This window comes from Candidatus Limousia pullorum, assembly GCF_057405065.1.
Genome location: NZ_CM171614.1, coordinates 2,575,716 through 2,589,761 on the forward strand (window position 1 = coordinate 2,575,716; position 14,046 = coordinate 2,589,761).

The 14,046-nt window shown below is 38.5% G+C and carries 9 protein-coding genes and 1 tRNA gene; 2 read left to right on the top strand and 8 right to left on the bottom strand.

Features of this window, described 5'->3' with window-relative positions; genetic code table 11:
- Positions 1 to 32: 32 nt before the first annotated feature.
- From CGICJO_RS12060 to CGICJO_RS12090, 7 genes are all read right to left on the bottom strand, one after another.
- Complete coding sequence (locus CGICJO_RS12060; protein WP_486499086.1) at positions 33 to 2,669, bottom strand: discoidin domain-containing protein; 2,637 nt, start codon at positions 2,667 to 2,669, stop codon at positions 33 to 35.
- Between the two features lie 18 nt (positions 2,670 to 2,687).
- Positions 2,688 to 5,120, bottom strand: coding sequence for a discoidin domain-containing protein (locus CGICJO_RS12065; RefSeq protein WP_486499087.1), 2,433 nt, complete (start codon positions 5,118 to 5,120; stop codon positions 2,688 to 2,690).
- 22 nt (positions 5,121 to 5,142) lie between these two features.
- Positions 5,143 to 6,198 (bottom strand): peptidylprolyl isomerase, encoded by a 1,056-nt coding sequence (locus CGICJO_RS12070; protein WP_486499088.1) that lies wholly within the window; start codon positions 6,196 to 6,198, stop codon positions 5,143 to 5,145.
- 300 nt (positions 6,199 to 6,498) lie between these two features.
- Positions 6,499 to 8,151, bottom strand: a complete 1,653-nt coding sequence (locus tag CGICJO_RS12075) for a putative polysaccharide biosynthesis protein (protein WP_486499089.1) — start codon at positions 8,149 to 8,151, stop codon at positions 6,499 to 6,501.
- A gap of 60 nt (positions 8,152 to 8,211) precedes the next feature.
- Positions 8,212 to 8,682 carry a YbaK/EbsC family protein gene (locus CGICJO_RS12080; protein WP_486499090.1) on the bottom strand — a complete coding sequence of 157 codons (471 nt, stop codon included), beginning with the start codon at positions 8,680 to 8,682 and terminating at the stop codon, positions 8,212 to 8,214.
- A gap of 299 nt (positions 8,683 to 8,981) precedes the next feature.
- Positions 8,982 to 9,866 carry a dockerin type I repeat-containing protein gene (locus CGICJO_RS12085; RefSeq protein WP_486499091.1) on the bottom strand — a complete coding sequence of 295 codons (885 nt, stop codon included), beginning with the start codon at positions 9,864 to 9,866 and terminating at the stop codon, positions 8,982 to 8,984.
- A 124-nt stretch (positions 9,867 to 9,990) separates the two neighbouring features.
- Positions 9,991 to 10,074: transfer RNA gene (locus tag CGICJO_RS12090), tRNA-Leu, on the bottom strand.
- Between the two features lie 463 nt (positions 10,075 to 10,537).
- Here CGICJO_RS12090 and CGICJO_RS12095 point away from each other — a divergent pair.
- Complete coding sequence (locus CGICJO_RS12095) at positions 10,538 to 11,998, top strand: helix-turn-helix domain-containing protein (RefSeq protein WP_087377646.1); 1,461 nt, start codon at positions 10,538 to 10,540, stop codon at positions 11,996 to 11,998.
- 77 nt (positions 11,999 to 12,075) lie between these two features.
- A complete protein-coding gene (locus tag CGICJO_RS12100) occupies positions 12,076 to 12,321 on the top strand; it encodes a DUF378 domain-containing protein (protein WP_204245164.1) in 246 nt (81 codons plus the stop codon).
- 94 nt (positions 12,322 to 12,415) lie between these two features.
- On the opposite strand, the gene CGICJO_RS12105 is transcribed toward CGICJO_RS12100, so the two are convergent.
- Positions 12,416 to 13,918, bottom strand: coding sequence for a recombinase family protein (locus CGICJO_RS12105; RefSeq protein WP_486499092.1), 1,503 nt, complete (start codon positions 13,916 to 13,918; stop codon positions 12,416 to 12,418).
- Positions 13,919 to 14,046: the final 128 nt, after the last annotated feature.

The following is a 14,046-nucleotide window of genomic DNA, read 5'->3' on the forward strand; positions in this document are numbered from 1 at the left end:
TTTAATCAGGATACATAATTTTCTTAATTTTATTATTTATTAGAAAGCTGTATCTGGATACGTGTTGCGTCGTTTATCAAAATCTTTCCGTCGCCGTCAACATCAGCAAGCTTCTCATCAAATGTACCGGTAATCTCCATACGTGTGAGATACTTCTGAATAAGTGTAACGTCTTCAATATCAACTGTATTATCGTGGTTTACGTCACCCTTTTCAAATGTCGGCTGCTGAACCTTCATAACTCTGAGTTCGCTTACTGCAAGTTTATTTGGATCGCCTGTAGATGCGTCGTTCTGAATTGCTGTTGGCTTAATTCTGATATACTTTGCAGTTATAGGCTCATCAAAGATGATCTCAGCTGTCTGTCCGTCATATTCAGCTGTATAAGTACCGGCAGATGTGAATTCTGTTCCGTTTTCTGAAACAAGAATTTCTACAGTCTTTATCTTATTGTTGCCGTTCTCTCTTGCTACGTACTCAAATCCCTTTACGGTCTTTGCTGTATCGCCGAATACTACATCGATATATACGTTTGGAATATCTTTCTGTGAAAGCCAGAAGCCTGCTTCTTTTCCGTCAAACATAATATCGTTTGCAGCTTCCTGAGAAGCAACGCCTGATGACTGTCCGTCAGAGGATGACCACTGGAGCCATGCGCCTGATGTATTTACTGTAAAGTCTTCCTTATACATATAGAAGTTCGGGTCAACCTTTACAAGTCCTTCAATAGCGGATGTAAGATTGTTCTTAGCAGCTATTACATCAAGCTGTGTAGCTGTTTCGCTTTCGGAAACTTCGATTGCCTTTGTCAAAGCTTCGTTGAACTTGCTGTAGCTTGCCTCTGTGTATGTTCCGTTGGCATTTGTGTAGTCCTCAAGAGCCTTTGCCTTTGCGATTTCAGCCAAAAGTTCTGTCTTGTCAACTTCGCCTGATGGAACGTCGCCTTCCTGATACTCGTAAGCACCGATATCAGGTGTTCCTGTAACTTCGTTGCCGAAGAAGTCTGTTCCTGTAAATCCGTCGATTACAACACCTGCGTCGATTGCCGGTGAATCTTTGGAAATCTTAAAGCCTTCAAATGCTGCTCTGTCGTGTACTACGCCTGTTGTTGTAGTAGGTGCTGCTTCTGCTCCCCAGAAGAGAGGATCTGCTGTAACAGCATTTGCATCGCTTGTTGGTGTATTTGTGTAGTTATAATACAGGTTGTTGCTGTATGTCATATTTGCTGTGCTGTTCTTACCGCTCCAGTTTTCTGACTTTTCAGCGCCTGAATTATAGATGATGTTGTTTCTAACAACTGCTGTACCGGTCTGGTTTGCGCCGTTGTTTCTGTCAGCTACTCTGAGGAATGGAACTCCCTCTGCCATATAGAATACGTTGTTGTAGAACTCTGCCTTTGGTGCATTGTCCGGAATGTCAAGAGCACAAGTGAGATCCTTATAGCTTATGTTGTATCTGAATACTGTATTGATTGCCTGTATACCGCAAACCATAACTGCACCGCCCTGGTTGTTATGGCTGTAGTTGTACTGGTAAACTGTTCCGTCGCCCCAGTCTGCATCCCATGCCTGAGCGTCTCCGTTGTAGCATGTGTCAAATACTTCGTTGTACTGGAACACTGCATTTTTACATTTCCATGGCCAGATACCTGCTGCTACTCGTCCGAAAGCTGTAGCGCTGTAGATGTCTGCGTTGATTTCCTTTGCTACTCCATCAGCTACGTTGTATTCAACAAGAGGCTGATAGCAGTACATTGTTGTGATTGCGTCTCCGCCAACGCTTTCAATGTAGTTATTCTTGATTACTACATCTGTAGCGCCGTATTTCTGGCATACTGTGTCGTCAATTTCAGCTGCATTGAACTGGTTGTAGTATGCTGTGTATGCAAGGGCAATACCCCATCTGCTTACGTCTTTTACGTAGCAGTTCTGAATTGTTACGTCGTTATACTTTGGTATTCCTGTTGATGCTTCATCTTCAGGCATAAATACTGTAAAGTAAATACCGCCGTTGTTCATGTGCTTGTCATAAACATTACCTTTTACATCGTGGATGTAGAGGTCATCAAGAACGATATGGTCGATTGTACCTGCGTTCTGTGCTACAACTGCCACACCTGTTCTGTTCATCTTTGTTCTGAGGCTGTAGTCCTCGTTGAGGAAAGAAACATCGTTTACGATTTCAAGACCGCTTATCTCGATGTACTCTACATCGTAAAGCAGAATTGTTGAGGATACATATCCCTTGTAAACGTGCTGTGAGTTGTCAAGAGCCTTGCCGTAATCCTGGTACCAGATGCCCTGGCCCTTTGCGTCGATTACCGGCTTTGCAGCTTTTTCATCGCCGTATGTTCCAACTATAATTGGATTTTCAGCGGAGCCGCTTCCCTTAAGATGGAGGTACTGATAATCGAATACAGAACCTCTTTCAAGCAACACCTTGTCGCCTGGCTGCAATGTAATTTCATTGATTTTTGAAAGACTGTAAAAAGGTGTGTCCTCACTTGTACCGTTATTTGTGTCTTTACCTGTCAATGTGCTGACATAGTATGTAGTTCCTACATCATTAGTATCTGTTTCACCTTCAACAGCTGATACAGAAAACAAAGAAGAAAATGCTGTTAATACTAATGTCAGACAACAGATTATTGATACTAATTTTTTTGTCATGATTTCAGCACCTCCTTATCATTCTGCTTCGTAGCCAAGTCTTATCTCAGCTGCGCTGGCAAATATAAGTCCTGCATTCTGTGACAAAGACTCTGTTGCAACAAGCTTTACAAATCTTGTATTTACAGTGTCAAACTCAGCATACTTAACAGTGCTGTCGCCTGCCCATGTATTGCTTCTTGTTTCTACCTTTGTCCAGCTGCCGTCTTCGCCTGTATCACTTACATATATTTCATATTCTGTGATAATTCCGTTTGTTCCTCCGGTGCTGCGTGGTACATACTTGAGCATGGCTACATCCTGCTTTGTTCCCATATCGATTGCAATCCATCTCTCATTCTCTGCGCAGCCGTTCCAGTTTGTATGCCACATAGTTGACAAGTTATTGTCAAGTGCTAAGTCGCCGCCGCCTTCTGTTGCATTATTTGGCTGGTAGCTTCCTACTGTAGCCGTCATTCCCTCTGGTGAGTACTCTGTGTAAACTTTCTCAATTCCAAGCTTGTACTCCTTAACGGAATCATTATATGTTGCCTTCAATACCATTGTATCTGTAAGCACGCCTTCGGTAACTTCTGTACCGTCCTCGTTGTATACCTTTACAGTTGTTCTTTCATCATAGATGAGGTTTGAAAGCAATGTTTCAACTGTTGTTCCCTTTGCAATTCCGTTAATCCATGTGTCGGTAACTTCATATACATTTGAGAATACGCCTTCAACCATTGTATCTTCTACGCTTGACTCGTATACACCGATGTCAGGTACAAGACCTACTTTGTTTCCGAAGAAGTCATATCCTGTGCTTCCTGATACATAAACACCGGCATTGATTGCAGGTGAGCCGTCCTGAAGCTTAAATCCGTCAAAAGCAGTTCTGTCGTGTACAACACCTGTTGTAGATGTTGGTGCAGACTCTGCATTTACAAACATAGGATCGCCTGTTACTGCATTTTCATCATCAGCAGGTATTTCATTGTAGTTGTAATACAGGTTATGGTCATAAGTAACTGTGCAGTTATTGCTCCAGTCTTCTGTCTTTGTTTCGCCTGCATTATAGATAATGTTATTTGTAAGAACTGCTACACCGCCTGAAGAACGCTCTCTGATAAATGGAACTCCTTCTGCCATGTAGAATACGTTGTTATAGAAATCTGCTCTCGGGTTACCCGGCAGATCCAAAGCACCTATAAGATCCTTATAACTGATATTGTATCTGAATATTGTGTTAACTGCCTGTACGCCGCAAATCATTACGCAGCCGCCTTCGTTATTATGGCTGTAGTTATACTGATAGATTACGCCGTCGCCCCAGTCTGCGTCCCATGCCTGTCCGTCACCGTTATAGTAGGTGTCGAATACTTCGTTGTACTGGAACACGGCGTCCTTGCATTTCCACGGCCATACAGCAGCTGCTACTCGTCCGAAGCTTGTAGCATTATAGATTTCCTCGTTGATTTCCTTTGCAGCTCCGTCGGAAACGTTGTACTCAACAACAGGTCTGAAGCAGTACATTGTTGTGATAGAGTCGCCGCCTACGTCCTTAATGTAATTGTTTCTGATAATTACATTTGTAGCTCCGTACTTCTGGCAGATATCGTCAGGAATTTCTGCTGCATTAAACTGAGCATGATAAGCTGTATAAGCAAGAGCGATACCCCATCTGCTTACATTCTCAACAGTACAGTTCTTGATAATTACATCGTCGTACTTTGCAATTCCTGTTTCTGCTTCATTTTCAGGCATAAATGCTGTGAAGTAAATACCGCCGTTGTTCATGTGCTTGTCGTAAACATTACCCTTTACATCGTGGATATAAAGGTCATCAAGAACAATATGGTCGATTGTACCGGCATTCTGTGCTACAACTGCCACACCTGTTCTGTTCATCTTCTCTCTGAGGCTGTAGTCCTCATTTTCGAAGCTTACATTGTTTACAATCTCAAGACCGCTAATCTCGATGTACTCTACATCGTAGAGCAGGATTGTTGATGAAACATATCCTTTGTTTACATGCTGTGCATTGTCAAGGGTTACACCGTAATCCTGATACCAGATGCCCTGGCCCTTTGCATCGATTACAGGCTTAGCAGCATCCTCGTCGCCGTATGTTCCAATGATAATTGGATTTTCAGCGGAGCCGCTTCCCTTAATATGGAGATACTGATAATTAAATACAGAACCCCTTTCAAGCAATACCTTATCGCCCGGCTGCAATGTGATATCGTTAATCTTCATAACTGATTCCCATGCAGTGTCAGGTGATGTTCCGTCTGCGTTGTTATCGCCGTTCAATGAGCTGATATAGTAAGTTGTTCCTACATCTGCCGTTGTGTCAACTTCATCAGCTGATGCATTTCCGAGTCCAAAAGTGAACAACCCTGAAATCATGCTAATACTGAGCAGCATAACCAGCAAGCGTTTCATTGTTTTTCCTCCTTTTCTGGTTTTGGTCATGTTTTTAACCTCCTTCTTAGATTTAATTTATATTTTCAAGAGTGAAACTATAAATGTCTTCATAATTGCAATCAACCTGCAAACTTTCCGCTTTTTCTTCTACAACCTGGTCGTAATGTTCTTCACGGAGGATTTTTTCAATATTTGCTTTTACATCTTCAAAGGGTTTGTAGTCATGCTCTGTTTTTGAAAGACACTGAACTAAAAACAGATATCCGTTTTGGTCAATTACAGCACTTTTCTCTCCTGCATCAAGGTCATATCCGATTTCCATAACATCACCTATGGTTTTGGACATGTAGTCAGCCTCGTCGGAGAGTATCTCCTCTTCTCCGTAATATTCTTTTAATTCCGGATATGAGTCTATATAATCTCCAATATTTGTATCGGCTTCTGAGTAAAGACTCATCATCTGGGAATATATCTCATTTTTCTCTTCGTCGGTAAGATAGCCGTCATATGGAACCCTTACATACTGAATTGTAAAGTCGTCATACATATAAAACATTGTGTCTTTGTTTTCTTCATAGTAGGCCTTGCTTTCCTCTTCGGTAACCTCCATACCTGGATTGGTCAAATCCTCACAGTAGGCCTTCTGAAGACTGTCCATCTCATATTCCAAATATACGTTATAGCTGAATGATGACAGACCGTAAACAACCTCGCCGTTTTCAATGGCCTCTGAGCGGCTTTGATTTTCCTGTTCCATTCTTTTATATATTTCATCATAAGAAGCAGAATCTATATAACCATACTCCATTGCCAATTCATACACTGCATGAACCTGCTTTAACTCTTCAATAACCCTATCGGCAAGAACCTCATAAGGAAGCTCTCCGTTTTGCTCGGTTTTCCAAAAGGATTCATCAATATTTACATTGCTTCCCTTGGTAATTTCATTGGCAACATCCAACTTTATACTATTCATAGTATTTAAAAATTCTTCATCTGTAATTTTTTCACTTCCTATTGAAAGTTCAAGCTTTTTGCTGCATCCGGTAAAAATCAATGCCGAGACAACTAAAAGTGCCGTCAGGCCAACTAATAATCTCGCTCTATTTCTTTTTTTTATAATCATAACAAACACCTTTGTTTTTCAAAATATTCATTAAAAATTATTATACGTCCAGCATTAAATAGCTATTCCTAAACAATACTAACACAAAATACAACATAAAACAATACAATAATAGTTACAAAAACCATGAGCTATTTTTAACCATACTTCCCAAAATAAAAAAGAATAAAATATACATTTTAGAAATGACATGCAATTTAAAGCAAAAAAGAAAAAACCTCAAGATGTTTCCTGAAGTTTTTTCCTTTTTTTGTAGATTTGCAATTTTTATTTATATAGCTGAAATAATGTTTATATCTTTCAGTTTTTCTTTTTCTTTAAATGGAACTTTATCAATATTTTGTCAACTCCATCGCCGAAAACATCCTGCAAGCATCCGATTTTATAGCAAAGGAACAAATAAACCGCTGCGCCTACTGTACCGTATACCGCCAAGGAAACAATCAGCATGAAGTATCCGTTGCTTGTTCCCGGAAGAACAAATCCCAAAAGCCATACAACGGCAATCATAGCAACAAGAGGTATCGCCATTCTGAGAAGAAGTCTGTATATTGAAGTATAGCGGAACTTCATTGTGTGTTTCAGGTTTCTGAACATAATATATAATGAGATTGAATATCCGATTATACTTGCAACAGAAGCTCCAAGGTATGGTTCCCATCCAAGGAAGCTGAACAGATACATAAAAGGCAAGTCAAGCGCTGCGTTGATTAAAAGTCCTATAACAGTTGTTACACACACAAGCTTTGCCCTGTTGATACTCTGAAGAGCCATACTTGCAACCATTGTAATACTGCTTATAACATTTATAATAACCTGCAAGGCAAGAATTGGACCGCCGTATGCGCTCTCACCATAGAATGCATAATAAACTTCATTTGAAAGCATCATTATGCCTACTGCACATGGAACAGTAACTATAATAACCGTATTTATGGCATGGTTAAACTTTTTGTTTACCTCTCTTTTTCTCTTCTTAACGTAGCTGCTTACTATATAAGGAACAACGCTGGAGGAAAGTCCTATAGCCAAGGAATTGATTATCATACAAATTTTAGGTGCCCATGTAGCCTTTACACTGGCGATAATCTGGCTTTCTGCTCCCGGGAAATGAAGCTGCTCAAGTCCCATCATAACCAGCTTCATATCTGTAAGATCATAAAGGTTGCTGGCAATAGATACTATAATAATAGGAATACAGCACTTTAATATCTTTTTAAGTATTGTCTTTGTGCTGACATTTCTGTTATCAAGAGGGCCGTCGGCAGTATCAAAAACCTCTCTGTTTTTGCTTATCTTTCTTGAAAGATACCAAAGAGCTGCCGCTCCTCCGAACAGTGCTCCCGACAAAGCCGCTGCAACACCGAGAGTTATGTTCATTCCCAATACATTTATAACAAGGTATGAACCCACAAGAACCACGAATATTCTTACAAACTGCTCAATAACCTGGCTGTATGAGGATATAGAGATAAACTCATGTCCCTGGAGATAACCTCTCTTCATACTCAAGAACGGAATTACCAAAAGACAGAATGAAACAGTCCTTATAGCAATAGCCATATCTGAGCCGGAAACTCCGCCGCCTGAATCGGTCATGAAAAATCTTCCTATAGATTCGGCAAATATAAACATTATTAAAAACGCAAACGCCGAAAACAGGAAAACCGCCTTTGTAGCAACTCGGTTAGTCTTTTCTTTAGCCTTGAACATTCTCAGAGAGTTGTACTCGCTGATTATAATACTTACTGCCACCGGTATACCCGAGGTGGAAATGTTTAGAAAAAGGTTATATACGTTGTAGGCACAGGAGTAGATAACTCCTCCTTCTTCACCGATTATCGCATAAAAAGGTATGCTGTAAAGCGCACCCATAACCTTGGTAATTATGATAGCCAAATATGCAATCATTGTACCTTGCACGAAGGTATCCTTTTTAATCTTTTTACTCATTGCATTCCCTTTTCTTCCGATTTATTTACAGTATTGTTTTTTGTAGTTTTGGGCGTAATATTACTGCCAGCCTTTGCAGACGTCAATCCACTTGTCCGTTTCAGAAAACCTTTCAAGCTCGTCGCAGGAAAGCTCTATTGCGCTGTTACTGCTTCCGCATGCAGGAAATACGGTATCGAATCTTTTTAATGATGCATCAAGGTAGATTTCAACTCCCGGATTTACCGCAAATGGGGAAACTCCGCCGACTCTATGGCCTGTTTTCTCCTCAACCTCATCAAAGCTGAGCATCTTTGCCTTTGTATGAAACTGAGCCTTGTATTTGCTGTTATCAATCTTTGTATCCCCTGCCGCTACAATTAAAACACACTTTCCGTTTACATCGAAAGAAAGAGTCTTTGCAATTCTTGCAGGTTCACAGCCTACTGCAACTGCGGCTAATTCTACAGTTGCGCTTGAAGAATCAAACTCCAATATTCTGTTGTCAGCGTCATATTTCTTTAAATATTCTCTGACCTTTTCTATGGACATCGGTATCACTTCCTTACATAAATATAAAAATCTTTGATTAGAAATTATACCATATTCAGGAGAATTATTCAACACCGATTGATTTATGTAAGGATTGTTCTCAAAATCACAGCAAAATTCAATACAGATAGTATTCTTAAAAAACAGACAAAAATAGTATCTATACCTTAAAAACAGCAATCTATTTTTAAAACACATATTTTACTTATAATTCTTTTATAAGCTATTGTACCAAAAGTAACTAGAGCAATAATTTTTTTCAAAAAACAAACTAAAAACAATCAGAAAAAATCCACGTATTACGCTGTACCTGCTATAACATTCTGAATATAAGTTACATCCGCAATATCAGTTACTCCGTCGTTATTTACATCTGTTACAGACATGTTATAGGATGAGTCGTCCTTGGATATCAGATTGGCTATATACTCCTGAAGAATTGTAACATCCGACACGGAAACAACTCCGTCCATGTTGAAGTCATAGTCAATCTTTTCCTCCTGAGGTACTCCGACTTTTAACACCACATATAATTCTGCCTTTGGAGCCGCAGGAATTATGGTTGAAATTACATTTGAATTTATTCTGTTTCCGTCAACATAGCCCTGACTTGAAGAATGCCACAGAACATCGGAAGAACCGTCTCCCCAATAAATTCCAATATGGTTATAGTTGCTCAGTGCATACTCTGAACCCTCAAACATCCATATTAAATCGCCCTTTTCAAGATAACCGGAACTGAGCATCTCTTCTTTTGTTGAAAAATATTTTCTTGAGATATTATTGTTATTATAAAATGAAACCCATCCGCTCATTGCCGGAATCATTGAAGAGTTTCCACCGCTCATATCTGTAGCAGTTGATAAAACATGCCACACAAAGCCTGTACAGTTCATAGAAGATACACCGTAATAGTCAAGTGAGCCGTTAGCTCCTTCGCAGTCGCCGTTGGGGTTTCTGTGATCTCCCGACTTATACGGAGTACCCAGATAATAGTTGTCATCTTCATGGGAATAAAGCCAGTCCATATAGACTTCCGGGTCCATTCCTATAACTTCCGCAAAGGTATTTCCCTGCACTTCCGCCGGTACAGCTCCTGCATTTGTGGATGCAAAACACATCATGCCTGAAAGCATAGCCATACACAACAAATAGGACACTAATTTTTTTGTTCTGTTTTTCACGATTAACCGCCTCTCCTCTTTAAAAAATATAATAATTAAAAATCGGCAAAACATATCTGCCGCAAAAGCCGAATATAAAAGAAAAAATCCCAAAAAGACTATACATCTTTTTGGGATTTTATACTGGTGCGAGTGACGAGACTTGAACTCGTACGTCATGGACACACGCCCCTCAAACGTGCCTGTCTGCCTATTCCAGCACACTCGCATTTATTTAATTTTGAGCCTTGCGAACTCAACGATTGGTATTATACCACCAAAAAAAGTGTTTGTCAATAGTTTTTTAAAATATTTACAGGGCATTTCCAAACTCGGAAACAAAACTGCTTATTAAACCTTAAAAACTGTGATGATTGATGATGATTGATGATGAGTGTCATAAGACATATGAGTTATTGCCTTTAAAGTTTTTCAAAAAGAGATTGTTAGGTTTCCGGGTTTGAAAACACCCTGTAAAATTTCAAGGAATATCATGTCTTTACGTTATTCCGTGTTTTTTCATAATATAACACAAAAGAAATACTTTTTCAATATGTGCGGTTTTCTGTGCCTGAAATTTTTCTTATTTGTGAAAAAAAACGCACATATAACTGAGTAATTCATTGACAATATCACTGAATTTTTATATAATATATTCCTAAATGTTTAAAAACAAGAGGGGGTAGATAATTTTGAATTTTTCTGAGGAGTTTTCAAACGTCTTGGCACAGTCAAACATCACCATTTATACCCTTGCAAAAACCACAGGTATAGACAGGCGTGCAATCTATCGACTTAAAGACGGAACTAAAAAACCTACATTTGAAGAATTTTCAAAAATTGTAAAGGCTTTGTCCATAACCAAAGAAACAGCGGACAGGCTATGGCGTGCCTATGAAATTTCAAGTGTCGGTGAAGAAAAGTTTTATAGCAGAGAGAGAACCAAAGAGTTTTTGGAAACCCTGAGCAGTATTTACGACAGCAAAAACGAAAATGTCGTAATGCTGACAAAAAGCGAAATCGATTTAACCGAAGAATCCACAACCCTGCAGGGAAAAACTAATATAAACAATTTTATCAGAAACGTCATGTCTCTGGAAAATGCTACAAACGGATTCATATATATTCAGTCGGATTTGTCTTTCGATTTCATTTTTGATGAGCTTGCATTTCAAATAAACTACAATCGTTCACTTGAAACCAAGATTTTTATTTCCCTTAAATCTCCGGAAAAGTCCGTTGAGAAGAACTTTTACACAGACAGTATTCTGTCCATTTCTAAAATTTATCCGCTTTTGCTTATCGGAGAAAATTTAGAAGCCAAGTATGTAAAAGTAACTTCTAACAGCAACTCCCTTTTCCCCCACAACATAGTCACTTCACATTATCTTATCAGCATTTCACATGATAAAAAAAGTGCAATCATTACTAAGGCTAATAAAATAATACAATCAACAAAACAGATTTTCTGCGATGTTTTTCCAAACGGAAAAAATTTCGTAACACGATTAAACCTTGACGAAAGCATTTTACATATTCTGGATTCTATGTTTAAACAGAATAAAGCCAAGTCATTTACTTTGTATTCAATGGATTATGAACCATGCGTTACAGTTCTCACAGACCAGTATATCCTGGAAAGCTCCATAAACAAAGAAAATCCAAAGGCTGTAAAGCTGATTGAAATGTACAGCTCTATTTATTCTCAAAATCATGTAAACTTAATATCAAATTTCACCCTCGACGGATTGAGAAGTTTCTTGAATACCGGTATTCTTTTCGGTATACCAAAGGATTATTATACTCCGTTAAACGAGGAACTGAGAATCAGAATAATTAAAAATATGTGCGGCGCATACAAAAAGGGCATATATACACCACATCTGATAAACAGCGCAAACTTTACTTTCCCAAAAAATTTCAGGTACAGTGGTTCCGGAACCATATACGATTACTTTTTTATTACACTTACAGACAAAGATGATATGTTCAATACACTGTCTTTGAACGAAAGCGGATTATCGATGCATTTTTACGATTTTGTTCAAAGTCTGCCGGAAACAAACCTGGTTTTCAGCACCGAAGAAAGTATGCAGATAATAGTTGATGAAACCGAAAAAATTCTCAACTGCAAACTTGATTTTGAAAAATAAAAATTATCAATTCATGAATATAAACAGATTATCATCCCATACTATGGTTGAACCAATAAATGTATGGAGGCTTTGAAATGATAATTGACAAGATTGCCCTTGCACTTCTTATAATCGGAGGCATAAACTGGGGCAGTATCGGAATTTTTAACTTTGACATAGTCGGAAGCCTTTTCGGCGGACAGTCATCTGCAATCAGCAGAATTATCTTTGTTATAGTAGGTCTTTGCGCCGTGTGGTGCATCTCCCTATTGTTCAGAGATAACGCCTTGTCCAGCGGAGATGATACCGACGATAACAACAACGGCATATATACAGACTGATAATTTTGATTTACCAAAATACGGGAGCAGCCAGAAGCTGTTCCCGTTTTCGCTTTATATTACAAATAAAAAAGACGATACCGAAGTACCGTCTTTACTGGTCGACCCTTTTAGATTTAATCCGAACTTTTTCACAAGAAAAAATATTTTCATTTTTTGCATCCACCAGCTCTACGATTGCTGATGAATCCGCTTTATCATCTATCTTATAATTTATAAGCAGCTTATCATCATAAAGATAAATACTGTCTATAAACATTTCAATGAGTTTTTTCAAAAATTCTGTATTTATGGACACATCTTTTTTAAAGTTAAGAAGATAAAAGATTATATGGTCTTTGGTCAGCTCGTTTTCTGTGTTTATTTTTTCTTTGGCCAGCTCAATATTTAATCTGTCTTTTTCTTCTTCAAGCTCGTCCATGCGATTTTTTGTCGTTTCGTTGAATATTCCGGACTCTATTGCTCGCATGATGTTTTTTAAAGATTTTTCGACCTCTGCAAGCTGCTTTTTCAGCCTCTTCTCCTGTATATTTTCAGAAAGCTTTTTCTGATAAGCTTCTAAAACTTTTTCGGCAATAAGTTCAATAGCTTCATCTTTCAAAACATAGTCCACCGTGGCATAGATTACCTTCTTTTCTATCCAGTCCTTTTTTACAGATTTCTTCTTGCAAATCTTTTTTATCTTTTTTCCACGGCATGAGTAGTAGTAATATCTTTCCCCATTCACACTTGTGCCGCTGTCGCCGGACATTGGCGATTTACAGTGACCGCAGAAAAGTTTGCCTGTAAGTAAAAAATCCACGTTTCCGCATCTCCTGCTTTTTATAGTCTTATTTTCCATACCTTTCTGAACCTTATTAAATAAATCCGTATCAATAATTTGTGGGATTTCAGCTTTTACGTTGGCCCATATGTATTCGCCTATATATTTTCGATTTTTAAGCATAGCCTTTACTGTATTGCAGTTGAAAGCAGCTCCCCTTGAGGTTTTAAAACCGCTGTCATTCAAATATTCGGCAATCTGAGTATATCCCTTTCCGCTGTTAAACATTTCAAACGCTTTTCTTACAGCGTTGGCTTCAGCTATATTTATCTGTAAGTAATTGTTTTCATCTACATAATACCCTAAAGGAAGAGAAGACCCGGCATATTTTCCTTTCATAACTGCTTCACTCATTCCTCTTTTTATATTTTGTGACAAATTGGCAGAGTAGTATTCTGCCAAACCTTCAAGCACAGCTTCAAGGATAATTCCTTCCGGACCTTCGGGAATAGCTTCCTTTGCGGACAAAAGCTTTACACCGTTTAACCGCAGAAGTGCTTTATTCTTCGCTATATCTTCTCGGTTTCTGCCGAACCTGTCAATCTTCCATACAATCACATAACTAAAGAGTTTCTTTTTACTGTCGCTTAACATCTGCTGAAAAGCCTCTCTATTGTCAGTTCTTCCGGATTGTCTACGGTCGGCATAAATCTCTACTATTTGCAAATCATTTGCTTTAGCAAATGCCGTACATTCTCGTATTTGCCCTTCTATTGACTCTTCTTTTTGGTCATGTCCTGTACTATATCTCGCATAAATTACCGCAGTATTCATCTATTATCACTCTTTTTCAAATTTCTATTATAAGAATAGCATTTTAATACTGTTTAATCAATATATAAAATAAAATTTACTTAAAATATCAAATTTTTTGAGATTTTTTCAAAAATCTATTGACAAAT

Excerpts from the sequence above, each read along its gene's own strand:
- CGICJO_RS12065 (WP_486499087.1), bottom strand. The coding sequence starts at position 5,120 with ATGACCAAAACCAGAAAAGGAGGAAAAACAATGAAACGCTTGCTGGTT.
- CGICJO_RS12105 (WP_486499092.1), bottom strand. The coding sequence starts at position 13,918 with ATGAATACTGCGGTAATTTATGCGAGATATAGTACAGGACATGACCAA.
- CGICJO_RS12100 (WP_204245164.1), top strand. The coding sequence starts at position 12,076 with ATGATAATTGACAAGATTGCCCTTGCACTTCTTATAATCGGAGGCATA.
- CGICJO_RS12075 (WP_486499089.1), bottom strand. The coding sequence starts at position 8,151 with ATGAGTAAAAAGATTAAAAAGGATACCTTCGTGCAAGGTACAATGATT.
- CGICJO_RS12060 (WP_486499086.1), bottom strand. The coding sequence starts at position 2,669 with ATGACAAAAAAATTAGTATCAATAATCTGTTGTCTGACATTAGTATTA.
- CGICJO_RS12080 (WP_486499090.1), bottom strand. The coding sequence starts at position 8,682 with ATGTCCATAGAAAAGGTCAGAGAATATTTAAAGAAATATGACGCTGAC.
- CGICJO_RS12070 (WP_486499088.1), bottom strand. The coding sequence starts at position 6,198 with ATGATTATAAAAAAAAGAAATAGAGCGAGATTATTAGTTGGCCTGACG.